Below are 26046 nucleotides of genomic sequence, written 5' to 3' on the forward strand. Positions count from 1 at the left end.
CGGCAACCCGATCTGTGCGTGTCGGTATTCCCGTCTACAGTGCTGTAGATGATCAACGGAGCGCATGTGATCGTCTACAGCACGGACGCCGAGGCGGACCGTGCGTTCTTCCGGGACGTGCTGGAGTATCCGTCGGTGGATGCCGGGCACGGCTGGCTGATCTTCAAGTTGCCGCCGGCCGAGGTGGCGGTGCATCCGGCGGAGGCCGGGTCGCACGAGCTGCTGCTGATGTGTGACGACCTCGACGCGACGATCGCCGATCTGACCTCGCGCGGGGTGGAGTTCGTGCAGCCTGTGCAACGGGAGCGGTGGGGTGTGCTGACGTCGTTCCGGTTGCCGGGTGGCGGCGAGGTCGGGTTGTACGAGCCGCTGCACGAGCGGGCGCATGATCTCTGAGTTCCGTATCCAGGTGCCGCAGGACGAGCTGGACGAGCTGCACGCCGGGCTGCGCCGGGTTCGTTGGCCTCGGCAACTACCCGGGGGCGGGTGGTCGCGTGGCGTGCCGGTCGACTATGTGCGTCGGGTCGCGGAGCGCTGGGCGGCGTACGACTGGCGGTTGTGGGAAGCGCGCCTCAACGAGTATCCGCAGTACACGACCGAGATCGACGGGCAGACGATCCACTTCCTGCACGTGCGATCGCCGGAGGCCGATGCCTTGCCGTTGGTGCTGACGCACGGCTGGCCGGGGTCGGTGGCGGAGTTCCTCGAGGTGCTTGGGCCGCTCACCGATCCGGCGGCGTACGGCGGGGATCCGCGGGACGCCTTTCACGTCGTCGCACCGTCCGTGCCGGGTCATGGGTTCTCGCTGCCCTTGCAGGACGGCTGGAACCACGGCCGGATCGCGCGTGCCTGGGCGGAGTTGATGCACCGGCTCGGCTACGAGCGGTACGGCGCGCAAGGCGGCGATACCGGATCGGTCGTGTCACCCCTCGTGGGGCAGATCGATCCGGCGCACGTGGTCGGCGTACATATCAACGGCGGGCTGGCGTTCCCGCAATTGGAGCCGGGTGATGTGGTGACCGACGTCGAGCGCGAGCGGGTGGCCGCGGCCGAGCGCCTTCGTGCGGTCGGGACCGGGTACGCCGACCTGCAGGGGACGCGGCCGCAGACGGTGTCGTTCGGATTGAGTGATTCACCGGTCGGGCAGCTGGCGTGGATCCTGGAGAAGTTCTGGGAGTGGACGGATCCGGAGCGCGCGCTGCCGGAGGACGCGGTCGATCTGGATCATCTGCTCACCGATGTCTCGATCTACTGGTTCACCAACAGCAGCGCGACTTCCGCCAACCTGTACTACGAGAATCGCCGGGCCGCCGACGACATCCGGCCGAGCGTGCCGACGGGTGTCGCGGTGTTCCCGACGGATCCCGCGATCCGCCGGGTGCTAGCGCGCCGGCACCACATCGTCCATTGGTCGGAGTTCAGCCGCGGCGGGCACTTCGCGGCCCTGGAGGCTCCCGACCTGCTCGTCGATGACATCCGGGCGTTCTTCCGGCTGGTTCGGTAACCGGGCAGGCGCGACGAACGTGAGCAGCGTGCCGTCGCGCTCCACGGTCGCGTCCGGCCAGCGGCGGCGGACCATCCGGATCGAACGCTCGTTGGCCGCGCTCACGACGAACAGGAACCGCTTCGCGCCGGCCGCGATCGCGTCCGCGGCGGCGATCGCCAGCATCCGGATCCCGAGGCCGCGATGCTGGTCGGCCTCACCGATCACGGCGGCCAGCTCCGCGGTCGCCTCGCCCGGCGCCCAGGCCCACATCGCGTGGCCGACGATCGCTTCGTCCCGGGTCGCGACGAACGATGCGCCGGTCGGGCACAGCAGGCGTAGCAGCAGCGCCGCACGGGGCGGGCTCCCGATCGCGGTCTGGAAGCGGAAGTAGCGGCTGAGGTCGGTCAGCCCCGTCAGCATCCGGGCCAGCTCGTCCGCGTCGGGTTCGCCGGCGCGACGGACGAGTGGCGGTCTCGCCTGAGTCTGGTTCACGGATTCAGCGTTCCCTGCTTGGCTGAGTCTGTCAAGCGGACTTATCATGAGCCCATGAGTACGGTCGTGACTGAGCAGCTGCCTGAGGCGATGAACTGGTCCACGGAGAACTGCACGATCTCCCGGGTGATGGAGATCCTCGGCGACAAGTGGACTTTTCACGTCCTCCGCGAGGTCTTCGTCGGTGTCCGCCGGTTCGAGGACATCCGGGCCCGGGCAGGCATCCCGCGCCAGGTCCTCACCGAGCGCCTCGCGGCCCTGATCGAGCGCGGCCTGATCCGCCGCCATCCGTACCGGCTGCCCGGCCAGCGCGAGCGTTCGGAGTACCGCTTGACCGAGGCCGGCCTGGACCTCTACCCGGTGCTGGTGGCCATGATCCAGTGGGGCGACCAGTACCTTCCGCTCGACGCCGGCGCACCGATCGAGCCGCGCCACCGCGGCGACTGCGGCGAACGCGTCACCGTGACCATGCGCTGCGAGGCCGGCCACGAGCCGACCCCACGAGAAGTTGCCTTCCGCCCCGGCCCGGGCGCCGAGCGACGCTAGTCCAAGCGCTCGATCGCCTGACGCAGCAGGTTCTCGGTTTCCCGCGGCTGGGCGGCGGTGATCGAGACGGCGTCCATCGTGACGACGTACGTGTCCAGCTCGTCGCGCTTGTCGAGGTAGACCGCACTGGTCAGGTGCTCGATGTAGACGATGTCGGGCAGGTCGCCGTCGTTGAACCGGAGCAGGGTGAACGCACCGCCGGTCGCGGTGTAGCCGCCCTGGGAGAACGGGATGATCTGCAGCGTCACGTTGTGCCGCCGGGAGGCCTCGATCAGGTACTTCAGTTGGGCTTTGAGGATCGCCGGGCTGCCGATCGGGCGTCGCAGTACCGCCTCGTCGATGACCGCCCACAGCCGCGCCGGTCGTTGCCGCGTCAGCACGTCCTGACGGCTCATCCGCAACGTGACGAGGCGATCCTGCTCGGCCCGCGACAGCGGCAGATCCTGCCGGCCGAGTTGCACGACGGCGCGGGCGTACTCCGGTGTCTGCAGCAACCCGGGCACGAACTGCAGCTCGAACGTACGGATCAGGTCCGCCGCCATCTCGAGGCCGAGATACGAGTGGAACCACTGCGGCGTGAGGTCGTCGTACCGTTGCCACCAGCCCGGGTTGTTGGCCTCGCGGGCCAACGTCAGCAGGCGATCGCGCTCTTCCTCGTTCTCGACCTTGTAGAGCGTCAGCAGGTCGTCGACGTCGCGCACCTTGAACCCGACCCGGCCGAGCTCCAGCCGGCTGATCTTCGATTCCGAACCCCGGATCGCCCAGCCCGCGTCGGTCCGGCTGATCTGGGCTTCCTCGCGCAGCCGGCGCAGGTGCACCCCAAGCATGATGCGCAAGGCGGTCGGACCGCCGTACGCGCCCAGCTCGGTCACCTCTTGCCTCCCAGCAGCTTCCCCGGTGGTGTCCCGATACAACAGCTGATCATTTCACAACAGAACGTGACCTCGTGCATCCCGACGCGCCTACACGGTGTGTTCACCGCACCCTACGGTCAGTAGAGTCGGAATTACAGAACTCCCCCCACTCTCTTTGCGAGGTCCACCCGATGCCCGATGCCAAACAGGCGCCCAGTTCGATCCCGGTCGGCGTCGACACCAGCCGGGCCAGCATCGCCCGGGTCTACGACGCCTTCTTGGGCGGCAAGGACAACTTCGAGGTCGACCGCGAGGTACTGCGCGGGGTCCAGGCCGCCGCGCCGCAGGCCCAGGACCTGGCCTGGTCGAACCGGAACTTCCTGATCCGCTCGTGCCGGTTCCTGGCCGGCCAGGCGGGGATCACGCAGTACCTCGACTGCGGATCCGGTCTGCCGACCGCCGAGAACACCCACCAGGTCGTGCAGCGGATCCAGCCCGAGGCCAAGGTGCTCTACATCGACAACGACCCGGTGGTGCTCGCGCACGGCCGCGCGCTGCTCGAGGAGAACGAGAACACGCTGTTCGTCCGCGCCGACATCTTCGAGCCGGACGAGGTGCTGAGCAAGCCCGAGGTGCGTGACTTCCTCGACTTCAGCCAGCCGATCGCCGTGATCCAGGCCGGCACGCTGCACCACTACATCGGCACCGAAGGTGCGCAGATCATGCAGAAGTACGTCGACGCGGTGGTGCCCGGGTCGTACACGGTGATCTCGCACTTCTACGACCCGGAGACTCCGGAGCACACCGCGGTCGCCCAGAAGATGGAGGAGAAGTTCATCCACAGCCCGATGGGCAGCGGTCGGTTCCGCACCCGCAAGGAGCTGATGGAGTTCTTCCCGGACCAGGAGCTGGTGCCGCCGGGCCTGGTGCTCTGCGACGACTGGTGGCCGGACGGCCCGCGACTCAAGCCGTTGAACCAGGTCGAGGAGTGCATCGTCGGCGGGGTCGGCCGCAAGGTCTGAGCCGAGTCTGATCGCGATACGCACAACGCCCGGGACCGCTGCGGTCCCGGGCGTCGTGCGGTGTCAGAACGTCCAGCGTTGCGCCGCCGAATTGTTGCATGAGGCAACGGTTACTGGATTGCCGAGGGCACCTGGTGCGGTCAGACACAATCCGTTGGCGCGGATGGTGCCGTCGCCGGGCTGGGTCCACTGCTGGTTCGCGCCGCCGTGGCAGCTGTAGAGGACCACGGTGCCGGCCTGGGTAGCGCTCGCGTCGAGGCAGCTGAACTGGGCGTGGAACGTCTTGTTCTCCGCATGCACCCAGTTCTGGTTGTCGCCGCCGGTGCAGCTGTACAGCAGGATCGTCGTACCGTCCGAGCCGGAGACGTCCAGGCAGCCGCCGCTGCCGCGGATGTCGCCGGATGCCGAGTTGCCGATGCCGTTCCCCTGGACGGCGGTCGATCCGTTCAGCGTGACCTGGCTGTCGGCCGCACAGCCGGTGCTCTCCGAGCTGCCGGTGAAGTGTGCGGTGAGGCTGCCGCTGGTCGGCAGGTTCATCGTCAGCTTCGAGTACGGCTCGTCGTCGCAGGTGGCCTTGTCGTTGTTCCAGTCGAAGTACTCGGTCCAGCTGACCATTCCCGACGTACTGATCGTGTTGCCGGCGCCGGTTTGCAGGCTGCCGAGTTTGAACGACGTACCGGCGGTGAGGTCGCGGACCGTGACGCCGTACCAGCCGCTGCCTTCGCTCGCGACCGCGAACGCGTAGGTGTGGCCGGGTGTCGGGGCTTGGTCGAGGCGGCAACTACCACCGGTGCCGTCCTCCTGGAACTTGATGCAGTACGTGCCGGCGTCGCCGACGCGCATGTCGGTGGAGTTCCAGAGCGAGTACAGGAACATGCCGCCGCCGTCGCGATGGGTCTGCATGCCGGTGTAGCCGCCGACGTCGCCGCCGGTGAAGTCGAACTGGTTGGACCAGTAGACGTTCGCGCGACCGGGCGTGTTGTTGATCGTCATCCGGAACTCGGCCTGGGTGAGCGACGCGGTGTCGAAGGTGTAGTTGACGTACGTGCCGGGCGTGACGCCGACGGCCGACGCGCTACCGGGAACGAGGGCGGCTGCGAGGCCGAGAAGGGCGCAGAGCAGTACGGACTTGAGTCTCATCGGGGGTGCTACCTCCAAGCGAAGTGGGGCGGACTTCGGCCAGAGAGCTCTCTCGACTTGATGATGCGCAGAGTTGCGCGGAGTTGTCCAGAGGTGAGCAGTTAACGTTACACATGCTCGGAAACGAGCGTGGCGGCCGTACCTTCCTCGAGCGCCTGGAAGACGTGCGGGAGGTCGCCGGGATAGGCGATGTAGTCGCCCGGGAGGAGCTCGACCGGGTCGTCGGTCGGGCCGACGAGGGCGCGGCCGGAACCGAGGACGACGTGCTCGACGACGCCCGGCATGTGCGGCTCGGACTTCCGGCCCGGGCCGGGGGAGGCGACGATCCGGTAGATGTCGCGGCGGGCGTTCGGCGGGCTGGACGCGACCAGGGTCGCGCTGTAGTCGGCCTGGTCTGAGTAGATCGCCGGGCCCTCGCCGGCCCGGATGATCTGGACCTTCGGGCGCGGCGGGTCGAGCAGCGCTGCGAACGGGGTGTCGAGGGCGACCGCCAGCGCCCACAGGGTTTCGACGCTCGGGTTGCCGGTGCCGGACTCGAGCTGGGACAACGTGGACTTGGCGACGCCGGCGCGTTTCGCGACCTCGGTCAAGGACAGGCCGGTCCGGGCCCGGTGCCGGCGCAAAGAGGCGGCGATCACGTCCAGTGGTGCCCTGTTGTCCATCGTGTTCGCTCCATCGGTCTGGTTGTTCGGCTTGACGAACGGGTGGATCGGTGTTCATCATAATGCCCATGCGTTCGATATGGCGAACACTCGACCGGGGACTCGCCCGCGACATCGCCCTGGTCTGCCTGGCCGACGGTGTCGTCGGGCTCTCGTACGGCGCGATCAGCGTCGGCGGCGGGCTGCCGTTGTGGGTGCCGATCCTGCTGTCGATCGTGGTGTTCGCGGGCGCGTCGCAGTTCCTCTTCGTCGGGATCGTCGCGGCCGGCGGAAGCCCGATCGCCGCGATGATCGCGGGCCTGCTGGTGAACAGCCGGCACGTCGCGTTCGGCCTCGCGGTCAGCGACGTGATCGGCACCGGTTGGCGTCGCTTCCCCGGGAGCCACATGATGACCGACGAGAACGTCGCGTTCGCGATGGGGCAGGACGAGCTCGAGCAGAAGCGGGCGGCGTACTGGGCCGGCGGTGTCGGCATCTTCGTCTGCTGGAACATCGGGGTCGTCGTAGGCGGGCTGGCCGGCTCGGTGATCACCGACACCGACGCCTTCGGGCTCGACGCGGCGTTCCCCGCCGTGCTGCTGGCGCTGGTGCTGCCTGCGCTGCGCGACCGTACGACGCGTACGGCGGCGTTCGTCGGCGTCGTGATCGCCTTGGCTGCAACGCCGTTCCTGCCCGCCGGTCTGCCGGTCCTGCTCGCGCTGGTCGGCCTCCTCTTCTACCGCGCCGAGAAGCTCGCCCTGGAGGTGGCCTCATGACGAGCACCCCGCTGATGCTGGTCGGTATCGGAGTGCTTGCTATAGGCACCTTTTCGCTGCGGTTCGCGGGACCCGCGTTGCGCAGCCGGTTCGAGGTGCCGGAGCGCGCACAGCAACTGCTTGCGGTGGCTGCGATCGTGCTGCTGACCGCGCTGGTAGCCACCTCCGCGTTGACCGATGGCCACGGCCCCGCGGGGATCGCCCGTCCGGCCGGCGTACTGGTAGGCGGCATCCTCGCCTGGCGCAAGGCCCCGTTCGTCCTGGTCGTCGTAGCCGCCGCCGCAACCGCGGCCGTCCTACGCCTCCTCGGCGTCCCGTGATCGACGGGTTGTTTCCCTCTGGTGCAGCCTCGGGACTGCGACGGTCTACTGCTTCACGCGGGCGGGCGCCGGGTTCGGCTACTGCGCCGATCTGACTGTCACCCGTCAGTCCCCGTAGCAGGTAGCGTGCGGGCATGAGCATGCAGCCCGGCCAACCTGTTGCGGCGCCGAAGAAGTCGATTCTGCCTACGATCGCGATCGCCTGCTTCGTGATTGGTGCGGTCCTGGTCGGGTTCTTCGTCTGGCGGATCGTCGTGACCGCGCCGCGGACGCCGCAGCCGATCGAGTCCGGGCGGGTCGAGCTGAAGAAGGAGGGGCTGACGATCTACTCCTCGGTCCCGGTGCTGACCCCGCCCTGCAAGGCACAGGACGCGGACGGCAACGACGTACCGCTCAAGGAGCCGACCGGGTCGGAGACCATCACGATCAACGGCGACAGCTGGTACGTCATCGCGCGATCGGTGCAGACCGTGCCGGCCGGGGTCTACAGCATCTCGTGCACCGACGACGAGACGAGCGCGACGTACGCCGCCGGACCGAAGTCGTCCGTGCTGGCGTTCGTGATCTCGATCCTCGGCACCATCTTCTCGTTCCTGGTCTTCGTCGGCCTCGGCATCGTCTTCCTGGTCATCTGGGCGATCCGCAGGAGCCGCCGCAACCGCCCGCCGACGTTCCCCGGCCAACCGGCCGGCCCCGGCCAACCAGGTGCCCCCGGCAACTATCCGCCGCCGGGCTATCCGCAGCAGCCGAACCAGACCTTCCCGCCGCCCCCGCCGTACAACCCAGGTCCGAACCCGGACCGCCCCCAGGACCGGTGACCGCGATGGATCTCGACTGGCCGGGGTGCCGCAACGCGCGCGATGTCGGCGGTTTGCCGACGGCTGACGGACGTGTGATTCGTTCCGGCGTGCTGATCCGTTCGGAGAGCCTGCAGTACCTGACCGACGACGGTGTCGAGGCGGTACGGCGGGCTGGAGTGGGGCGGATCCTCGATCTGCGCGGTGACGGCGAGGTTGCGGCGTACCCGACTCCGTTCACCGGCACGCCGTTGGCGGTGCGGCAGTCGCTGCAGGATCCGGCCGATCCGGAGCACGGGCGGCCGACCATCATCGAGGCGTGCACGTGGATGCTCGATCGGCGGCCGGAGCTGTTCGCGGCCGCGGTGAAGGCGATCGCGGACGAGGAGGACGGCGCCGTGGTGGTGCACTGTCACGGCGGCAAGGACCGCACCGGCATGGTCGTCGCGCTGGCGCTCAGCGTGGCCGGCGTACCGGAGGAGGAGATCGTCGCCGACTACTTCCTCACCCAGGTGCGGCTCGCGCCGTGGCTCGAGGAGCAGTTGGCCGAGGAGCCCGACACCTCCAAGCATCCGGAGATGATCGAGTTCCGCGACACCCGGGCCGAGTCGATCGTCGCGATCCTGCGGCACCTGGACACGAAGTACGGCGGTGCGGAGGCATACCTGCGGCACGGTGGTCTTACCGCCGGGGACCTCGCGAAACTGAGAGCCCGCTTAGTCGACTGACCTGCGTCACGAGTGGATTACGCAGCGCAGTACATTGGCGCAATGTCCACCGCCGCACAGCCGACCGGGGTGACCGACCCCGCGGCCTTGGCCGAACGTTACGGACTCTCCAAGAGCTCGATCCGCCCCCCGCTCGGCTCGTATCTCCGCGAGTTGTGGAGCCGTCGCCAGTTCGTCCTCAGCTACGCCACCGCACGCACCTATGCCATGTACGCCGGAGCCCGCCTGGGCTCGATCTGGCAGGTGCTGACCCCGCTGCTCAACGCCGCGGTGTACTACCTCGCCTTCGGCGTGCTGCTCGGCACCAAGAACGGCATCGACAACTACGTCGCGTTCCTGCTCAGCGGGATCTTCGTCTTCACGTTCACGCAGCGCTGCATGACCGAGGGTTCGCGCTCGCTCGCGCTGAATCTCTCGCTGATCCGCACCCTGCACTTCCCCCGCGCGACCCTCCCGCTCGCCTACGTGCTGAACGAGCTCAACCAGATGCTGGTCTCGCTCGCGATCCTGTTCGTGGTCGTCGGATTCACCGACGGGCCGGCGTGGCGCTGGTTCCTGATCGTTCCGGCGATGGTGCTGCAGATGATGTTCAACATCGGCATCACGCTCGTCTTCGCGCGGATCGGGACGTTCGTCTCCGACATCACGCAGCTGCTGCCGTTCGTCACCCGGACCTGGTTGTACGCGTCCGGGATCTTCTTCTCGCTGCCCGGCAAGCTGGCCCAGCTCGACGCACCCAGCTGGGTCGTCCAGGTGCTCGCGTTCAACCCGATCTCGGCGTACATCGACATCGTCCGGCGGTCGCTGCTCCAGGAACACCTGAAGAACCAGCTGCCGCACGCGTGGACGATCGCGATCGTCTGGTCGTTCGTGATGCTCGCGGGCGGGTTCGCCTACTTCTGGCAGGCGGAGGACCGCTATGGCCGCGGCTGAACCAACGGTCATCGCCGACCGGCTCGACATCATCTACAAGGTGATCGCCGGCCAGGGCGGCAAGGGTACGGCGGCCACCGCGCTGCGGCGGATCCTGAAACGGCAGGACCGGCCGACGATCCGCGAGGTGCACGCGGTCAAGAGCGTCAGCTTCACGGCGTACAAGGGCGACGCGATCGGCGTGATCGGCCGCAACGGCTCCGGCAAGTCGACGATGCTGCGCGCGATCGCCGGCCTGCTGCCGCCCGCGGCCGGCGCCGTCTACACCGGCGGGCAGCCGTCGCTGCTGGGCGTGAACGCGGCGATGATGAACGACCTCACCGGCGACCGCAACGTCGTCCTCGGCTGCCTCGCGATGGGCATGTCCCCGGCCGACGTCCAGCGCCGGTACGACGAGATCGTCGAGTTCTCCGGGATCGGCGACTTCATCGACCTGCCGATGTCGACGTACTCGTCGGGGATGGCGGCCCGGCTCAAGTTCGCGATCGCGTCCGCGAAGACCCACGACATCCTGCTCGTCGACGAGGCACTCGCGACCGGCGACGCCGAGTTCCGGGTCCGCTCCGAACGCAAGATCAAGGAACTCCGCGACCAGGCCGGCACGGTCTTCCTGGTCAGCCACAGCCTCGACGTCGTACAGGAAACCTGCAACCGCGCCCTCTGGCTCGACGCCGGCGTCCTGAAACTCGACGGCCCCGTCGAAGAAGTCGTCACCGCCTACATCAACTCCACCCGGGCAGGCTAAGGCGCGCAAACCAGTAGCTGGGAACAGATCCGACGCGGTCAGTACGCCGAGGTGCTCGACCTGAGTGTTCTGCCGCCGTGGGAACGCGTCCGTTTGATGCACCTACGGCAAGTGCACGCGGTGATGAACGCGATGCGCCCGGGGACCGTCGTCGTCGGCCATCAGTCGGCGCTGGTCCTGCACGGTCTGCCGATCTGGGGCCTCGACCTCAGCCGCGTGCACGTCACCCGGGTGGACGGCCGATCCGGTGGTGTCGTAGCCGGCGTACAGCGCCACCCCGCCTGCAGACCGAGTACCGCGATCGTCTCGGGCTCATCGCCCGAGTCGACTTCGACTTCGACGGGTATCAGACGGTGGTCGAGTTCGACGGCGCGCTCAAGTACGGCGGCGCATCACCCGAGATCCTGATCCGGGAGAAGCGGCGCGAGGACCGGCTCCGCGCTGTTGGCCTGACCTGCATTCGGTGAGGGTGGATATCCACCCGTCTTGGGGGTTCTTCGCTCGCATACCAGCCGAGAACCCCCAAGACGAAGGGATCTCCACCGGCTGGTCAGACGGCCTTTGGTTGTTCGCGGAGGCCGATGAGGAAGCCTAGGCCCCAGGAGACGTGCATGGTGGCGCAGACCAGCGGCATCCAGAAGAGGGCCTTCCAGGGGAGGTAGCGGCCTTCCATGGCGGAGCCGAAGATCAGCAGCAGGCCGTAGCCGAGCGGCGCGATGAAGCCGAGGTCCAGCCAGTTGGCGCCGGTGGCGACGCCGACGATGCCGAGGATCGTGCCGAGGGCCAGCAGGATGACGGCGACCGGGGGAGCCAGGTACCGCTTGCTGGCGGTCTCCGGGTGCCGGCGGATCACCTCGCGGCGCCACTGACCGGTGTGGAAGAACTGCTTGGCCACCGCCGACAGCGACGAGCGCGGCCGGTAGGTGACCGAAAGGTCCGGGCTGAACCAGATCAGGCCGCCGGTCTTGCGGATCCGGTAGTTCAGCTCCCAGTCCTGCGCCCGGTGCATGGTCTCGTCGAAACCGCCGACCCGCTCCAGCGCGGCCCGCCGGAACACGCCGAGGTACACGGTGTCGGCCGGTCCGGCCTTGCCGCCCTGGTGGAACGTGGACGCGCCCAGACCGAGCCGGGAGCGGTACGCACAGGCAACCGCCATCTCGGTCGGGGTCCGGCCCTCGGCCGCCATCACGCCGCCGACGTTGTCCGCGCCGCTCTCCTCCAGCACCTCGACCGCGCGGGTGATGTACCCGTCGGTGAGCGCGCCGTGCCCGTCGACCCGGACCAGGATGTCGTGCTTGGCGTGCGCGATGCCGACGTTCAGCGCGGCCGGGGTCTTGCCGGTCGGGTTCGGCACGATGCTGATCCGGTGATCCTTCTCGGCCAGCTTGTCCGCGATCTCCTGGGTCCGGTCCTTGCTCGGGCCGATCGCGAGGACGACCTCCAGATCACCGGGATAGTCCTGCTCGAGGACGCGGCCGACCGCCTCCTCGAGATGGCGTTCCTCGTTCAGCACGGGCATCACGACGGACACGGGTGGCCAGTGGGACAGCGGCATATCAGGTCAGGCCTTACAGATCGATGCGACGTCGTCGACGCCAGCGGCGGGTGTGGTCGGTGAAGTAGTCGGCTTCTTGGTGGTTCCGGTGCTCGGCTTCTTGGTCGTGCTGGTGGTACTACGCGGAGTGGTCGAAGTCTTACCGTCTCCTCCTGAGCCGCCCTTGTCCAGCGATTCGGACCTGGCGATCGCCTCGGCGACCTTGGTCCGGATCAGCGCGAAGTCCGGGTCGCCGGTGTGGATCAACGGCGGGACCGCCGAGAAGCTTGACACCGGGAGCTTCTTCGCGTCCAGCGCGAGATCGGTGAAAGTGCCCAGCTCACTGGCCGGAATGTCGGTCTTGACCACCTGTTTGCTGGCCGAGGCGATGCCCTGGAACTTGGTCAGCACGGTCGACGGCGACAGCTGGTTCAGCATCGCCGACATCACGCACTTCTGCCGCGCCATCCGCTCGTAGTCCGACGACTCGGCCCGGGACCGGGCGAACCAGAGCGCGTGGTAGCCGTCCAGGTGCTGGTTCTTGCCGGCTTCGATGTAGCCCTTGATCGGTGAGGTGCCGCCGCCGATCGGGACCCGCTTGCCGATGTCCAGGGTGATCCCGCCGACCGCGTTCAGCAGATCGCGGAAGCCGGCCAGGTCGATCAGCACGAAGTAGTTGATCTTCAGGCCGGTGACCGCCTCGATGGCCTGCGTGGTCGCGGTCTCACCCGGGTTCGGGTCGCCGGGGAACAGGGCCTTGTGGTTGGCGGCGTACGTGTACACGGCGTTCAGCAGGCACTCGGCGGCGCATTTCTTCCAGATGAAGCCGTCCGGGAACTGCTTCGCCATCGCCGTACCGGCCGGGAATGGCACCTTGGCCAGGTTGCGCGGGAGGCCGATCAGGACGGTCCGGCCGGTGTCCGCGTCGATGCTGGCCACCGTCATGCTGTCCGGCCGGGTGCCGATCCGGTCGGCGCCGGAGTCGCCGCCCATCAGCAGGACGTTGTAGCGGCCCTTCTCGGCCTTCGAGGACTTGCCGCTGCCGAACACGCTGGCGACGAAGTCCCGCTGGGTGTTCACGATCACGCTGGCGTAGATCAGCGCGCCGACGACGACGAAGATCATCACGCCGTCGAGGATGCTGGTGATGAGGCGGTGGTTGCGCTCGAGCGTCAGCGGCTGCGAGATCCGGTACGCGTCGATGAACAGCGCCGCCCAGCCGACCGCGAGCACGATCAGGATGATCTGCACCAGCCGCAACGTCCCCGGCCGGGCCAGGAAGTTGATCGTCCCCGAGCGCCAGATCAGGCCGAGGACCACCAGGAAGACGATGATCGCGATCAGGCCGAAGACGACTCGCCAGGCCCAGCGGCCGGCCCGCCGGCTGCCCGCGACGATCTGCGCCGACCCGGGCAGGATCAGCGTCATCAAGAGCAGTGTCAGCGCCCTCTTGAACCGGACCGGCTCGCGGAGATTGCGCAGGTCTGGTTTCTCCTGCGGCATGACGTCCTTCCGTTCTCCGTACAGGGGGCGGCTGTAGCCGACCGTACCTCGTGCTCCAACCGTCGATCAGTACGACGTGCCGGGTGCAAGGTTGGTTCGACCCTGGGCGGATCCGGAGACGAAGAGTAGCAGTCCTGACACGGAGCGCAGGAAAACCCCTGCTCTGACCCTGTGGGCAGCCGGTTTCACGGAACTGTGATGGAGACCGGCCAGGGATTGCGTTACGAAGTCCTCCAAGTACAACCAGTGAGGACACCGCCCCATGAAACTGTTGCGTACACTCCTGGCCGCTACCGCGGTCGCGACCACCACCCTGCTCGGCACCAGCGCGGCCCAAGCCGCCGCGCCGGGTGCCGACTTCACCGGGATCGCCGCCCTGAGCAACTGCTCGGCGTCCCTCGTCCGGTACGCCGAATCGGTCAGCACCGACAAGGCGCTCGTACTCACCAACGGGCACTGTTACGAGGGCGGGTTCCTGCAGCCCGGCCAGGTGCTGGTGAACAAGGCCTCGACGCGCTCGATCACGCTGCTCAAGCCGGACTCCAGCGGGGCCGGTACGGTCCGCGCCGACAAGATCCTGTTCGGCACGATGACCAAGACCGACATGATCGTGTACGAGGTCAACGAGACGTACGCGTCGATCAAGAGCCGGCTGAACGTCGATCCGCTGACGCTGGCCAAGCAAGGCCCCGCGGACGGCGCCGGTATGGCGGTCGTGTCGGGCTACTGGAAGCGCATCTACACCTGCTCGGTGCAGGCGACCATCCCGCAGCTGCGTGAGGGCGACTGGACCTGGCAGAACTCGATCAAGTACCAGCAGCCCGGTTGCGAGACGATCGGCGGTACGTCGGGATCGCCCGTGGTGAGCACCACGACCGGCGAGATGATCGGGATCAACAACACCGGTAACGAGGACGGCGAGCGCTGCACGGTCAACAACCCGTGCGAGGTCGACGCCGACGGCAACGTCACCGTCGAGCAGGGTGCGGCGTACGGCCAGCAGACCTGGTGGCTCTACACCTGCCTGACCGCGAACCGCACCATCGACCTGAACAAGTCCGGCTGCGAACTGCCGAAGCCGGCACGTCGCCGCTGACCGTCCGTAACGGTTGCCCGCGGGGTGACGCAGACCACTTCGATATCCGGTAACGTCGCCCCGCATGGCAGTCGACTCCCCCACTGACCGTGTGACCGTGCCCAGTTGGCCGAGCCCGTTCGGGGTCCGGACGCGGCTGGTCGCGTCCAGTGCGCTGATGCTCTTCACCGAGCTCGCGCTGATCCGGTGGACCGGCTCGAACGTGGTCCACCTCAGCTACTTCTCGAACTTCGTGCTGCTCGGCTCGTTCCTCGGTATCGGGATCGGTGTACTGCGGTCCGGCCGGGCGAAGCGGCTGCCGTACTACTCGCCGATCATGCTGGGCCTGCTGGTCCTGGTGATCGCCTGGAAGCCGGTGACGGTCAACCGCGGCAGTTCGTCCAGCGTCATCTACTTCACCAGCCTGAACACCACCGGCCCGCCGGTCTGGGTGATCCTGCCGATCATCTTCGTCGCGGCCGCGGTAGTGCTCGCCGGTCCCGCCGAGCTGGTCGGCCGCTGTTTCTCCGAGTTGCCGCGACTGACGGCGTACCGCTTCGATCTGATCGGCAGCCTGGCCGGGATCGTGGCGTTCACCGGGTTGTCGTTCCTGGGTGCGCCGCCGATCTGGTGGGGGCTCATCGTCACCGTCATGTTCGCGCTGCTGATGATCCCGCGGACGGCCGGATCCGGTCGCCGGGCCGTTGCCGTCGGGCTGAGCGCCGCGATGGTGCTCGCGCCGCTGCTGGTGATGCTCGGGGTGCTGTTCCACGAGTCGACCAAAGCGGACAACAGCTGGTCGCCGTATTACAAGGTGCAGACCAAGCAGTACACCTGGGAAGGCGTGCCGCTGCTGACGATCACGGTCAACGGCGTACCGCATCAGCAGGCGATCCCGGCCGACGCGCGACTGCAGTGGGAGCCGCAGTACGGACTGCCGTACGAGCGGGCGAACGTCGGGAAGACGCCGAAGAACGTGCTGATCATCGGCGCCGGTTCCGGTTCGGACGTGGCGATCGCATTGAAGAAGGGTGCAACGCATGTGGACGCGGTCGAGATCGACCCGCGGATCCGCGACCTCGGCAAGGCGCTGCACCCGGACCGGCCGTACCAGGACCCGCGGGTGACGTCGCACATCGACGACGGGCGGGCGTACCTGTCCCGGACCGACAAGAAGTACGACCTGATCCTGCTGGCGCTGCCGGACTCGTTGACGCTGGTGAACGGCGCGAGCTCGCTGCGGCTCGAGAGCTACCTGTTCACCAAGCAGGCGTTCGAGTCCGCGAAGGACCACCTGAACCCGGGTGGGGCCTTTGCCATGTACAACTACTACCGCGAGACCTGGCTGATCGACCGGCTCGCGTCGACCGCGCAGGAGGCCTTCGGGCACAAGCCGTGCGTGGACAAGGTCGGCGACGGTCTGCAGCAGGCCGTCGTGACGGTCGGCCTGACCGAGCAGGATCAGACGTGCGCCGCCGAGTGGCCGGGGCCGTCCGCGGTCACGCCGCCGCCGGCCACGGACAACCGGCCGTTCCTGTACCTGTTCACGGACCGGATTCCGGGTCTGTACCTCGTCACGCTGGGCCTGATCATGGTCGCCGGCCTGGTCGGGGTCGGGATCGCCGGCGGCGGGTCGTCGTACCGGCGGATGCGTCCGTACGCGGACCTGTTCCTGCTGGGCGCCGGCTTCATGTTGCTGGAGACGAAGAGCATCACCGGGTTCGCGTTGCTGTTCGGTACGACGTGGGTCGTCAACGCGATCGTGTTCGCCGGCGTGCTGGTGGCGGTGCTTGCGGCGGTCGAAGTGACGAGACGGTTCAGGACGCCACCGATCAAGGTGATGTTCGCCGTGCTGTTCGGCGGGCTCGCGTTGTCGTGGGTCTTCCCGGACAGCTGGCTGCTCGGGATGCCGGTCGGGTTGCGGGCGCTGGTCGCGGTCCTGATCGCGTTCACGCCGATCTTCGCCGCGAACGTGATCTTCGCCAAGCGCTTCACCGACACGGCCGACGGCACGGCATCGTTCGGCGCCAACCTGCTGGGCGCGATGCTGGGCGGCTGCCTCGAGTATGCGGCCCTGATCATCGGTTACCACGGCCTCCTGATCATCGCCGCCCTGCTGTACGCCGGCGCGTTCCTGCTCACGCCCAAAGCCCGTTCCCTGGCCCGATGAGCGAGCTGGCGGACTACTACCGCGATCGTGCCGGTGAGTACGACGCGGTGTACGAGAAGCCCGAACGGCAGGAGGACCTGGCCCGCCTACGGGCCCTCCTGCCGCCGCTCGTCCGCGGCCGGTCGGTCCTGGAAGTTGCCGCCGGCACCGGTTACTGGACGACCGCACTGGCGTCCAGCGCGCAGTCGGTGCTGGCGACGGACTTCAACGAGGAGCCGCTGGCCATCGCCCGGTCCCGGTCCTACGGCTCGGCCGATGTTCGTTTCCGGACGGCCGACGCGTACGACCTCGGTGCGGTCGAGGGGCGGTTCGACGCGATCTTCGCCGGCTTCTTCTGGTCCCATGTGCCGCGCGCCGACGTACGGCGGTTCACGCTGGGCCTGCTGGAACGGGTCGAGCCGGGTGGGGTGGTGATCCTCGCGGACAACAGGTACGTGGAGGGGAGCAACCATCCGATCACCCGGGCGACGGAGGACGGCGACACCTATCAGACCCGGCAGTTGTCGGACGGGCGGACGTACGAGGTGTTGAAGAACTTCCCCTCGCGGGAGCGGTTCGCGGCCGACGTCGCGCCGGCCGAGGTGGAGTGGACCGAGCTGACTTACTTCTGGCTGGCAACTGTCTGCTAATTGGTACAGGATCGGCCCGTTCGGGCGGTCCCGGGTGGGTCCTGGTGGCAGGATCTGAGACATGACGTGGCTCGTGACTGGTGGTGCTGGGTACATCGGAGCGCATGTGGTGCGCGCGTTCCGCAACGACGGGATCGACGTGGTCGTGATCGACGACCTGTCGAGCGGGAAGGCGGAGTTCGTACCGGACGGTGTGCCGTTCGTGCATGCGAACCTGCTCGACGGTACGGCGGTGCGAGAAGCACTGGACGGTGTCGACGGGGTCGTGCACCTCGCCGGCTTCAAGTACGCCGGGGTGTCGGTGCAGCGCCCGCTGCACACGTACACGCAGAACGTGACCGCGATGGTGTCGCTGCTCGAAGCGATGGCGGAGAAGTCGGTGCGCAACCTCGTCTTCTCGTCGAGCGCCGGCGTGTACGGGACGCCCAAGGACGAGGTCGTCACCGAGGACACCGCGCCCGACCCGCAGTCGCCGTACGGCGAGTCGAAGCTGATCGGCGAGTGGCTGCTCCGCGACCAGGCCGCCGCGGCCGAGCTGCACCACACCTCGCTGCGCTACTTCAACGTGGTCGGCTCCGGTGATCCGACGGTGTACGACGCGAGCCCGTACAACCTGTTCCCGATCGTCTGCAACCTGCTGACACAGAGGAAGGTGCCGCAGATCTACGGCACCGACCACCCGACGCCCGACGGCACGTCGGTCAAGGACTACGTCCACGTCGCCGACCTGGCCCGTGCGCACGTCGCCGCGGCCCGCGCGCTCGAGTCCGGCAAGACCCTCGAGCCGGTCTACAACCTGGGCAGCGGCACCGGCACGTCGGTCCGCGAGATCATGGACGCCGCCCGCCGGGTCACCGGCATCGACTTCACCCCGACCGAAGGCCCACGCCGGCCGGGCGACCCGTCCCGCGTCGTCGCGAACGGTGACCTCGCCGCCCGCGACCTCGCGTGGAAGAACACCTACACGGTCGACGACATGTTCGCCACCGCGTGGGAGGCCTGGCCGAAAGCCTGAATCGTGGTCGGCGATCCGCCCCGGCTGTAGCCTGTGGCGCAGTTCACAGAGCTGCCCGTGTGCCGGGCACCGATCGAGGGGTGCGATCCATGAGTTACGAGAGCCTGCCGACGTTCCTGGCGAAGATCGATCTCTTCGAAGGACTGTCCAAGGACACGCTGTCCGACCTGATCGAGCGTGGCACCACGCTGAAGGTCCCGGCCGGCAACCACGTGATCGAGCAGGGCGCCAACGATGCCGGCCTGCAGGTGGTGCTGGCCGGCTCGGCCGACGTGGAGGTCAACGGCGTCGTCCGCGAGCCGCTGACGGTGGGGGACTACTTCGGCGAGATCTCGTTGATCGACGGCCTGCCGCGGTCCGCGACCGTGGTGGCCGGGCCGGACGGGCTGAGCACGTTCGCGCTGTCCGCGCTGGCGTTCGAGCCGGTCGTGAAGGAGAACCCGGATGTCGCCCAGGCGCTGCTCAAGGCCCTGACCGCCCGGATCCGCAGCCTCGAGTCGGAGAGCTGAGCCGATCGGCCCGAATGTCCTTGGGGGCGCGATGACCGAGGAGCGCAAGGTCGTCACGGTGCTGTTCTGCGACCTTGTCGGCTTCACCACGGCATCGGAGTCCGCCGATCCCGAAGACGTCCGTCGCTGGCTGGCGCCGTACCACTCGACGCTGCGGCAGACGGTCGAGCGGTACGGCGGGACGGTCGAGAAGTTCGCCGGGGACGCCATCCTGGCCGTGTTCGGTGCACCGCGGTCGCGGGAGGACGACGCGGAGCGGGCGGTCCGGGCCGGTCTGGCGATCCTCGACGCGGTGGCCGAGCTGCCGGGCGGACCGCTCGAGGTCCGGATCGGCATCGAGACCGGTGAGGCACTGGTCCAGCTGACCGCGCGACCCGAGCTAGGCGAGCCGTTCGTCACCGGCATGGTGGTCAACCTGGCCGCCCGGCTGCAGTCGTCCGCGCCGATCGGCGCGGTGGTGGCAGGCTCCGGCACCTACGCGGCGACCAGTCGCGTGTTCGGCTACGAAGCCCTGGAACCCGTTGTGGCCAAGGGAATCAGCCATCCGGTCGAACGCTGGCAGGCCGGCCCGCCGAGGGCGCGCTTCGGTGCGGACGTGATCCGCGATCTCAGTACGCCGATGGTCGGCCGGCAGCGCGATCTCACCTTGCTGTACACCGCGTTCGAGAAGGCCGTCGCGGAGCGGGTGCCGCAGTTCGTCACGCTGCTCGGCGAGCCGGGCATCGGCAAGTCCCGCCTGGTCGCGGAGTTCGGCGCCTGGCTGGATCACCACGACGAGCTCGTCACCTGGCGCGAGGGCCGCTCACTGCCGTACGGCGAGACGCCGTTCGGGCCGATCGCGGAGATCTTCAAGGTCCAGGCCGGGATCCTGGACACCGATCCGCCGGCGCAGGCCGTGGCCAAGCTGGACGCGATCGTGCCGGACGGTGCGGATCGTGCCTGGTTGCGGGCCCGGGTCGGGCCGCTGGTCGGCGCCGATCGGTCCGCGCAGCCGGGATCGGCGACGCAGGAGGAGTCGTTCGCGGCCTGGCGGCAACTGCTGGAATCGTTCGCCGAGCAGTCGCCCGTCGTGCTGGTGTTCGAGGACCTGCACTGGGCGACGGACGCGATGCTCGCCTTCGTCGATCACCTGGCCGCATGGGTGACCGACCTGCCGCTGCTGGTCGTCGTCACCGCGCGCCCCGAGTTGCTCGAACGCGGACCGCAGTGGACCCGCGGAGTCCAGAACGCCCTCACCCTCGGCCTCTCGCCGCTGTCGGCGGACGAGACCGACCAACTCCTGAGCGGCATGTTCGCCGGTCAGGACGTGCCCGAGGAGACCCGGCAGCGCCTGGTACGCCGTGCCGACGGCAACCCCTTGTACGCCGAAGAACTCGCCCGGATCGTGACCGACTGCGGCCCGGACCAAGCCACTTCCGCCGAGCTGCCGGCCGGCATCGCAGCGCTCATCGCGGCCCGGCTGGACACACTGGATCCCGATCGCAAGGCACTGCTGGCAGATGCTGCGGTGATCGGACGAGTGTTCTGGGCCGAGGCCGTCGCGGCCCTGTCCGGCCGGGATCCGGCGGAGGTCGTCCAGGCACTGCAGGAGCTGGCCCGCAAGGAGCTGGTGCGCCCGGTCCGGCGGTCGGCGATGCTCGGTCAGCACGAGTACACGTTCTGGCATGCACTGACCCGCGACGTCGCCTACAGCCAGGTGCCGCGGGCGGTTCGGTCGGCCCGGCACCTCGCCGCCGCCGACTGGCTCGAGCTGCGTTGCGCCGCGTGCCAGGCGGAGACCCCGAACCTGATCGCGTACCACCTCACGACGGCAATGGATCTGGCCGCTGCTCTCGGCGATGCGGACGCGGTGGCGGCGATCGCGCCGCGGGCGCGCCGCTATCAGCTGATGGCCGCCGAGCTGGCGATGAACCTCGACGCCGGCCAGGCCATGGCGCTGCTCGACCGAGCCCTCGGCCTGACCCCGCCCGGGGATCCGGAACGGCCGGCGGTCCTGACGCGCTGGGGATGGGCGGCGTTCCTCGCCGGCCGGCTCGACGACGCGCGGACCGCCTACCGCGAGGCGATCGCCGGGTTCGAGGCGACCGGCGACATCCGTGGGCTCGCTCGCGCTCTCCGCGCGTCGACGTACGCGCTGAACAGCATGGAGGAGAGCCTGGCGACCATCGACCGGGCGGTCGCGATGCTCGAGGAGCTCGGGCCGAGCGAGGACCTGGTCCAGTTGCTGTCCGGCCAGGCGAGCATCCGGGTGGTCGCGAGTCGTCGCCAGGACGCGATCGACTCGGCGAACCGGGCCCTGCAGATGGCGGCCGAGCAGGGGTACGCCGTACCGCACCGGGCTCTGGAATCGCGGGGGCTCGCCCGGGTCGCTCAGGGCGATACCGGCGGGCTGGTCGACGTCAAAGAGGCGCTGGCCGCGATGCTCGAGCTCGGCCAGGGACGCGACGCGGCGGTCATCTGGCTGAACTACGGCTGGGTACTGTGGCAGATCGAGGGACCGGTGGTGGCCCTGGGCGAGCTGGACACCGCTCTCGAATTCGCCGCCCGGCGCCGGCTGGCCGAGATGGAGCAGCAGATCAGCTGCACCGTCCTGCAGCTGACGATCGAGACGGGCCGCCCGGCCGAGGCCATCGCGGCGTGCCGGGCCCAACTCGAGCACGCCGGACCGGCGTTCACCACCCTGCGGCGGATCGAGGTCCTGGCGGCGCTGGCGGTTGCGGAGGTCGAGTCGGGTCTTGCCGGCGCTCGCGATCCCGCCGAGGAGGCGTACCGGCTGGCAGTGGATGCGGGCTGGCCGGATCTGATCGTCATCGCGGGATCTCCCGCTGCGACCACCCGGGCCCGGGACGGCGATCGGGACGGCGTACTGGAGATCCTGCGGTTGCTCGCGTCGCTGTCCGATCTGCGCGGCAGCCTCGAGTTCGATGCGCGGCTGCCGTCGCTGATCCGGGCGGCACTGTCCGCGGGCCAGGTCGAGGCCGGTGCCGTCCTTGCGGACTTCGTCGAGCCGGTGCTGCCGATGCGCGAGTACTCGGCGACGACGGCCGAGGCGTTGCTCGCCGAACACCGCGGCGACACCGCGGCCGCGGCCGCCGGGTTCGCGCGCGCCGCGGCGGACTGGGGTGCCTTCGGCAACAAGCTCGAACAGGCCCATGCGCTCCGCGGCCTGCACCGTACGACGGGCGATCCCGACGCACTGGCACAGGCCGAGCAGCTGTTCAGAGGCCCGGATACTCCTTCTTGAAGGCGCCACTCGTCGTCAGGTCGAGAACACCCGGGCCGGTGAGGACGCCGCCCTCGACCGGGAGGGTGTGGCCGGTGATCCAGGACGCGTCGTCGGACGCCAGGAACGCGACCGCGGCGGCGATGTCCTCGGGCTCGCCGATGCGGCCGAGCGGGTACATCTTCGCGAAGCGCTCGAGTGTTTCGGGCTGGTTGTCCCAGTTCGGCGTCCGGATGGTGCCTGGGGCAACGACGTTGAAGCGGACGCCGAGGTCGCCGTACCGCGCGGCGTAGTTGACCGTCATCGCGACCTGACCGGCCTTCGCGGCGGAGTACTCGATGTTGCCGAAGGCACTGAGTCCGTTGACCGAGCTGATCGTGACGACGTTGCCGCGGTTCTTCACCAGCTGCGGGAGCGCCGCCTGGATGCACCGCGACGCACCGACCAGGGTCAGGTCGAGTTGGGCGTGCCACTCCTCCGGGGTCGTGTCCTCCGGCGCCGTGGACACGATGCAGCCGCCGGCGTTGTTCACCACCACGTCGAGCCGGCCGAACCGCTCGACCGCGGCCGCGACCGCCGCGTCCACATCGTCCCGGTCGGTCACGTCGAGCCGCAGCGCGAGCGCCTGCTCGCCGATCCCGGCGGCGACCTCGCCGACCTTGTCCTCCTGGAGATCGGTCACCACCACGGACGCGCCCTCGTCGGCCAGCCGCCGCGCGACCGCGGACCCGATGCCCTGCGCCGCCGCCGTGACCAGCGCGACCTTTCCCTCGAATCGCCGCACGCTACCCCTCCAGAACTCGGTCGACCTTCTCGTCCGCGACCCGGCGCTCCAGCTTGGCGGCGTCCAGGTTGCGGCAGAGCACGATCGAACCACCTCCGGAGATCACCCCGACCAGCAGTCCCAGACCGTCCCGGTCCGTGAGCGTCCGCTGGACCAGGATGCGATCGCTGATGGGTTCCGCCGTACCGATCAGGTCGGCGTGCGTGAGGTCGTCGTACGCCGGGGAGTCCGGGGTCGGCGGATCGAAGGGGACGAAGACGTCGGGATGGTTGTAGACCTCGGCTCCGTAGTCCTGGATGCCGTCCGGGAGGGGTTCGCGGAAGCGGCCGCCGAGCGGGAGGAGCGCGGAGGCAGCGGTCTCGCGGTCGCCGCGGATGCTGAAGTCGGGGCCGGTGATCGCCAGGGTGCCGGTCTTGCTGGTCAGGGACGCGCCGACCGACCAGGTGGACAGCGCCCAGACGACGCCGAGCCAGTGCGGAGGCAGTCCGATCGCGACGGTCTCGCCGGCCTCCAGGTCGTACTCGTCGACCAGCAGGTTCGCGGTCTTGGCGACCCAGTTCGCGGTGGTGACCGCGCTCAGCTCGATCCGCTCGCCGGACGCGTCGTCGTAGTAGGTGAGGAACGGGGCGCCGCCGTCCCGGTGGACCGCGGCCGCGAACAGCTCGGGGAGGACTCGTGACATATGGCCCAGCCTACGGTTCCGACTCCGGCGTAGGTTGGTGGGGGATTTTGTCGAAAGAAGGCTTGTCATGGTGCCACAGCTCGCGCTGCCCGAAGGCGGCGAATGGATCGTCATCCTGGTCATCGTCGTGCTCCTGTTCGGCGCGAAGAAGCTGCCGGAACTGACCAAGAACGCCGCCCGCGCGATGAAAGAGTTCGAGAAGGCCAGACACGGCGACGACGACGAAACCCCAGCTCAGGTGACGGCCCCGCAGGCTCAGCCCCAGCCAGCTCCAGCTCCTCCTCAGCAGGCACCGGCTGCCGGCGCACCTACGGCTCAGCCACCGGCCGACGAGTCAGTTCGGCGGGTTGACCTCGAGAGCGGCGGTGCGGAGGGCGGCGGCCAGTAGGGCTGTTGGCTCGGGCGTGCGACCGGGGAGTCGGGCGAGGATCGTGCGGCGTAGTTCCTGGGGGCCGCCGCGGACCGTGACGACGCGGACACCGGCAGGTACTGCGGACGCCATCGAGGCGGAGATCGTGGTGAGGCCGGCGCCGGCCGCGACCAGGTGGAGTTTGGCCAGCCAGTCGCGGACCGTGTGGGCGATGACCGGGCGCTCGTCGAGGCCCGGCCAGACGCCCATCCACAGTTCGCTGCTCGACGCGGGGCCGGCGATCCAGCGTTGGCCGCGGAGGTCGGCGACGTCTACGGATTCGTGCGCCGCGAGCGGATGACCGGTCGGCACCGCCAGCCGCAGGCTCCGCTCGGCCAGCGTCTCCAACTTGAGCGCGGGTGATTCGGCGTCCGGCGGGCGGAACGGCGGCGCGGACGCGATCAGCGCGAGGTCGATCGTCCCCGCCCGCAACGCCCGTACCAGCGCGGGCGTCGAACCTTCCCGCGTCGTCACGGTGATCGCCGGGTGCGTACGACGTACCGCGCTGATTGCCCGCGGCAACAAAACCGCGCCCGCGCTCGGGAACCAGCCGAGCCGCACGGTCCCGCCGGCGACGGGGAGTCCGGCCAGCTCGCGGGCCGTCGCGTCGAGCTGGTCCAGGACGGCGGCGGCGTTCCGCAGTACCACCTGGCCGGCCGGCGTCAGGGTGACGCCCTCACGGCGGCGCTCCAGGAGCTGGTTGCCGGCGGCACGTTCGAGGGTGGCGATCTGGCGGGAGACGGCCGACTGCGTGTACCCGAGCGCCGACGCGGCGGCGGTGAACGTACCGCGCTCGGCCACCTCCCGGAACACCCGCAGCGCGGTCAGTGAGACGTCGGTGAAGTCCATGACATCTACGCATACCACCTGTGCTGAACTTTCGTTGGAGTCATACCTCCCGTCGACCTACGTTGGCCACATGACAGAACAACGCATCGCAGTAGTTACCGGCGCCAACCAAGGCATCGGATATGCATTGGTGGAAGAGCTGGCGAACAGGATGAACCCGGAGGACCTGGTCCTCCTCACCGGCAGGAACCCGGAGCGAGTCGCCGAGGCCGCCGCTCGCGTGCACGGCGTCGCGAGGGTTGAGGGGCGGGTGCTCGACGTCACCGATCGGGAGGCTGTGGAGCGGTTGGCGGAGGAGGTGGGTGCGGTGGACTTCGTCGTTTCCAACGCGATCGGGCCGTTGGAGCCGGGGAAGGCGCCTGTTGAGCAGGTTGACGAGTTTGTGGATGTGGCCAACCTTGGAGCGCAGTACATGTTGCGGGCTTTCGGCCCGATCCTGCGGCCGGGTGGGCGGTTGATCGTGGTTGCCAGCTCGCTCGGGACGCTGGAGCAGCTCCCGGAGACGCTGTGGTCACGCTTCGACGACGCGTCGCTGGAGGACGTGGAGAAGGTCGTCGAGGAATGGCGGACCGCGGTGCACGACGGTACGGCGACGCAGCAGGGCTGGCCGGAGTGGGTCAACCTGCCGTCGAAGGTCGCGCAGGTCGCCGCGGTTCGCGCGGTGGCGGCCGAGCGGCGCGAACGGGACCTCGCCGAGAACACCCTGGTCGCGTCCGTCTGCCCGGGACTGGTGGACACCCGCGCGTCCCGCCCATGGTTCGACGACTTCAGCCAGGCCAAGTCCCCGGCGGACGCAGTACAACCGATCGCCGACCTGCTCCTGAGCGACCAGGTCGACCCGGCGCAGTACGGCGAACTCATCCGCGACGGCGAGATCGTCGCCTGGAAGCCGTCCAGCCGTCGGTAGACCCCTCGCCCACCGCGCCTAGTTAGGTTAGCCTAACTTCCCGTGAGGGGTACGACGATACGCGGTGAGATCAAGGCGCTTGACGCGATCCGGCGACTCCCGTCGACGATCTCGGTGTGAGTCGCGACGATCTGTACACGGTTGCGTACTGGATCGCCGGCGAGACCTCGGAGCGTGGGGACGCCGTCCGGATGCAGGCCTTCGCCAAGGCGACCGAAGAAGGTCTGGACGTGTCGGACCCCGCAGTACTGCAGTCGCTGGAGTTCTCATAAGGTCG

28 protein-coding genes and 1 pseudogene are annotated in these 26046 nt (G+C 68.7%); 19 read left to right on the top strand and 10 right to left on the bottom strand.

Annotation, left to right across the window (positions count from 1 at the left end; genetic code table 11):
* The first annotated feature begins 48 nt into the window (after nt 1-48).
* Both OHA18_RS22235 and OHA18_RS22240 read left to right on the top strand, forming a co-directional pair.
* Nucleotides 49-396 (top strand): VOC family protein, encoded by a 348-nt coding sequence (locus OHA18_RS22235; protein ID WP_328997183.1) that lies wholly within the window; start codon nt 49-51, stop codon nt 394-396.
* Nucleotides 386-1504 (top strand): epoxide hydrolase family protein, encoded by a 1119-nt coding sequence (locus OHA18_RS22240; protein WP_328997184.1) that lies wholly within the window; start codon nt 386-388, stop codon nt 1502-1504. Before OHA18_RS22235 ends, OHA18_RS22240 begins: the two co-directional genes overlap by 11 nt.
* 78 nt (nt 1505-1582) lie before the next feature.
* On the opposite strand, the pseudogene OHA18_RS22245 reads toward OHA18_RS22240, so the two are convergent.
* Nucleotides 1583-2026, bottom strand: a pseudogene (locus OHA18_RS22245) (GNAT family N-acetyltransferase); the annotation flags it as partial.
* A 6-nt stretch (nt 2027-2032) separates the two neighbouring features.
* Between OHA18_RS22245 and OHA18_RS22250 the strand changes: the two are divergent.
* Entirely contained in the window at nt 2033-2524 is a 492-nt protein-coding gene (locus tag OHA18_RS22250) for a winged helix-turn-helix transcriptional regulator (RefSeq protein WP_328997185.1), read from the top strand.
* On the opposite strand, the gene OHA18_RS22255 is transcribed toward OHA18_RS22250, so the two are convergent.
* Nucleotides 2521-3396 carry a helix-turn-helix domain-containing protein gene (locus OHA18_RS22255; protein ID WP_328997186.1) on the bottom strand — a complete coding sequence of 292 codons (876 nt, stop codon included), beginning with the start codon at nt 3394-3396 and terminating at the stop codon, nt 2521-2523. The genes OHA18_RS22250 and OHA18_RS22255 overlap by 4 nt on opposite strands.
* Nucleotides 3397-3569: 173 nt before the next feature.
* On the opposite strand from OHA18_RS22255, the gene OHA18_RS22260 reads away from it, so the two are divergent.
* Nucleotides 3570-4400 carry an SAM-dependent methyltransferase gene (locus OHA18_RS22260; RefSeq protein WP_328997187.1) on the top strand — a complete coding sequence of 277 codons (831 nt, stop codon included), beginning with the start codon at nt 3570-3572 and terminating at the stop codon, nt 4398-4400.
* Nucleotides 4401-4463: 63 nt separating this feature from the next.
* Here OHA18_RS22260 and OHA18_RS22265 read toward each other — a convergent pair whose 3' ends face one another.
* Complete coding sequence (locus OHA18_RS22265) at nt 4464-5540, bottom strand: ricin-type beta-trefoil lectin domain protein (RefSeq protein ID WP_328997188.1); 1077 nt, start codon at nt 5538-5540, stop codon at nt 4464-4466.
* Between the two features lie 107 nt (nt 5541-5647).
* Nucleotides 5648-6202, bottom strand: a complete 555-nt coding sequence (locus tag OHA18_RS22270) for a helix-turn-helix domain-containing protein (protein ID WP_328997189.1) — start codon at nt 6200-6202, stop codon at nt 5648-5650.
* A 68-nt stretch (nt 6203-6270) separates the two neighbouring features.
* Here OHA18_RS22270 and OHA18_RS22275 point away from each other — a divergent pair, with 68 nt between their 5' ends.
* The 6 genes from OHA18_RS22275 to OHA18_RS22300 all read left to right on the top strand — a co-directional run bounded on the left by OHA18_RS22275 (nt 6271) and on the right by OHA18_RS22300 (nt 10480).
* Complete coding sequence (locus tag OHA18_RS22275; protein WP_328997190.1) at nt 6271-6957, top strand: AzlC family ABC transporter permease; 687 nt, start codon at nt 6271-6273, stop codon at nt 6955-6957.
* Nucleotides 6954-7277, top strand: coding sequence for an AzlD domain-containing protein (locus OHA18_RS22280; protein ID WP_328997191.1), 324 nt, complete (start codon nt 6954-6956; stop codon nt 7275-7277). The genes OHA18_RS22275 and OHA18_RS22280 overlap by 4 nt, the downstream gene beginning before the upstream one ends.
* A gap of 134 nt (nt 7278-7411) precedes the next feature.
* Nucleotides 7412-8095 (top strand): hypothetical protein, encoded by a 684-nt coding sequence (locus OHA18_RS22285; protein WP_328997192.1) that lies wholly within the window; start codon nt 7412-7414, stop codon nt 8093-8095.
* 5 nt (nt 8096-8100) lie between these two features.
* Complete coding sequence (locus OHA18_RS22290; RefSeq protein WP_328997193.1) at nt 8101-8802, top strand: tyrosine-protein phosphatase; 702 nt, start codon at nt 8101-8103, stop codon at nt 8800-8802.
* 42 nt (nt 8803-8844) lie between these two features.
* On the top strand, nt 8845-9735 hold the full coding sequence (locus OHA18_RS22295; RefSeq protein WP_328997194.1) for an ABC transporter permease: 891 nt from the start codon (nt 8845-8847) through the stop codon (nt 9733-9735).
* Nucleotides 9722-10480, top strand: a complete 759-nt coding sequence (locus OHA18_RS22300) for an ABC transporter ATP-binding protein (RefSeq protein ID WP_328997195.1) — start codon at nt 9722-9724, stop codon at nt 10478-10480. The genes OHA18_RS22295 and OHA18_RS22300 overlap by 14 nt, the downstream gene beginning before the upstream one ends.
* Nucleotides 10481-10582: 102 nt before the next feature.
* Here OHA18_RS22300 and OHA18_RS22305 read toward each other — a convergent pair whose 3' ends face one another.
* The 3 genes from OHA18_RS22305 to OHA18_RS22315 all read right to left on the bottom strand — a co-directional run bounded on the left by OHA18_RS22305 (nt 10583) and on the right by OHA18_RS22315 (nt 13517).
* On the bottom strand, nt 10583-10756 hold the full coding sequence (locus OHA18_RS22305; protein WP_328997196.1) for a hypothetical protein: 174 nt from the start codon (nt 10754-10756) through the stop codon (nt 10583-10585).
* 274 nt (nt 10757-11030) lie between these two features.
* Entirely contained in the window at nt 11031-12035 is a 1005-nt protein-coding gene (locus tag OHA18_RS22310; RefSeq protein ID WP_442914323.1) for a glycosyltransferase family 2 protein, read from the bottom strand.
* Between the two features lie 6 nt (nt 12036-12041).
* The gene (locus OHA18_RS22315) at nt 12042-13517 is read right to left on the bottom strand and encodes an LCP family protein (protein ID WP_328997197.1); all 1476 of its coding nucleotides are present in this window, start codon (nt 13515-13517) and stop codon (nt 12042-12044) included.
* 262 nt (nt 13518-13779) lie between these two features.
* On the opposite strand from OHA18_RS22315, the gene OHA18_RS22320 reads away from it, so the two are divergent.
* The 6 genes from OHA18_RS22320 to OHA18_RS22345 all read left to right on the top strand — a co-directional run bounded on the left by OHA18_RS22320 (nt 13780) and on the right by OHA18_RS22345 (nt 22159).
* Complete coding sequence (locus OHA18_RS22320; protein WP_328997198.1) at nt 13780-14613, top strand: S1 family peptidase; 834 nt, start codon at nt 13780-13782, stop codon at nt 14611-14613.
* 97 nt (nt 14614-14710) lie between these two features.
* Nucleotides 14711-16762: a spermidine synthase gene (locus OHA18_RS22325; protein ID WP_328997199.1), complete on the top strand. Its 2052-nt coding sequence runs from the start codon at nt 14711-14713 to the stop codon at nt 16760-16762.
* Complete coding sequence (locus OHA18_RS22330) at nt 16759-17391, top strand: class I SAM-dependent methyltransferase (protein WP_328997200.1); 633 nt, start codon at nt 16759-16761, stop codon at nt 17389-17391. The genes OHA18_RS22325 and OHA18_RS22330 overlap by 4 nt, the downstream gene beginning before the upstream one ends.
* 61 nt (nt 17392-17452) lie before the next feature.
* Complete coding sequence (gene galE, locus OHA18_RS22335; protein WP_328997201.1) at nt 17453-18406, top strand: UDP-glucose 4-epimerase GalE; 954 nt, start codon at nt 17453-17455, stop codon at nt 18404-18406.
* Nucleotides 18407-18495: 89 nt separating this feature from the next.
* Nucleotides 18496-18915 (top strand): cyclic nucleotide-binding domain-containing protein, encoded by a 420-nt coding sequence (locus OHA18_RS22340; RefSeq protein WP_328997202.1) that lies wholly within the window; start codon nt 18496-18498, stop codon nt 18913-18915.
* A 31-nt stretch (nt 18916-18946) separates the two neighbouring features.
* Complete coding sequence (locus OHA18_RS22345; protein ID WP_328997203.1) at nt 18947-22159, top strand: ATP-binding protein; 3213 nt, start codon at nt 18947-18949, stop codon at nt 22157-22159.
* On the opposite strand, the gene OHA18_RS22350 is transcribed toward OHA18_RS22345, so the two are convergent.
* A complete protein-coding gene (locus OHA18_RS22350; protein WP_328997204.1) occupies nt 22134-22922 on the bottom strand; it encodes an SDR family NAD(P)-dependent oxidoreductase in 789 nt (262 codons plus the stop codon). The two genes, OHA18_RS22345 and OHA18_RS22350, sit on opposite strands and share 26 nt — an antisense overlap.
* A 1-nt stretch (nt 22923) precedes the next feature.
* On the bottom strand, nt 22924-23604 hold the full coding sequence (locus OHA18_RS22355; RefSeq protein WP_328997205.1) for a TIGR03089 family protein: 681 nt from the start codon (nt 23602-23604) through the stop codon (nt 22924-22926).
* A 67-nt stretch (nt 23605-23671) separates the two neighbouring features.
* Between OHA18_RS22355 and OHA18_RS22360 the strand changes: the two genes are divergently transcribed.
* Entirely contained in the window at nt 23672-23992 is a 321-nt protein-coding gene (locus OHA18_RS22360; RefSeq protein ID WP_328997206.1) for a twin-arginine translocase TatA/TatE family subunit, read from the top strand.
* On the opposite strand, the gene OHA18_RS22365 is transcribed toward OHA18_RS22360, so the two are convergent.
* Nucleotides 23939-24862, bottom strand: coding sequence for a LysR family transcriptional regulator (locus OHA18_RS22365; RefSeq protein WP_328997207.1), 924 nt, complete (start codon nt 24860-24862; stop codon nt 23939-23941). The two genes, OHA18_RS22360 and OHA18_RS22365, sit on opposite strands and share 54 nt — an antisense overlap.
* 70 nt (nt 24863-24932) lie before the next feature.
* On the opposite strand from OHA18_RS22365, the gene OHA18_RS22370 reads away from it, so the two are divergent.
* A complete protein-coding gene (locus OHA18_RS22370; protein ID WP_328997208.1) occupies nt 24933-25769 on the top strand; it encodes an SDR family oxidoreductase in 837 nt (278 codons plus the stop codon).
* A gap of 116 nt (nt 25770-25885) precedes the next feature.
* Complete coding sequence (locus OHA18_RS22375; RefSeq protein WP_328997209.1) at nt 25886-26041, top strand: hypothetical protein; 156 nt, start codon at nt 25886-25888, stop codon at nt 26039-26041.
* Nucleotides 26042-26046: the final 5 nt, after the last annotated feature.

It is taken from the genome of Kribbella sp. NBC_00709 (assembly GCF_036226565.1).
In the GTDB taxonomy this organism is placed as follows: Bacteria; Actinomycetota; Actinomycetes; order Propionibacteriales; family Kribbellaceae; genus Kribbella.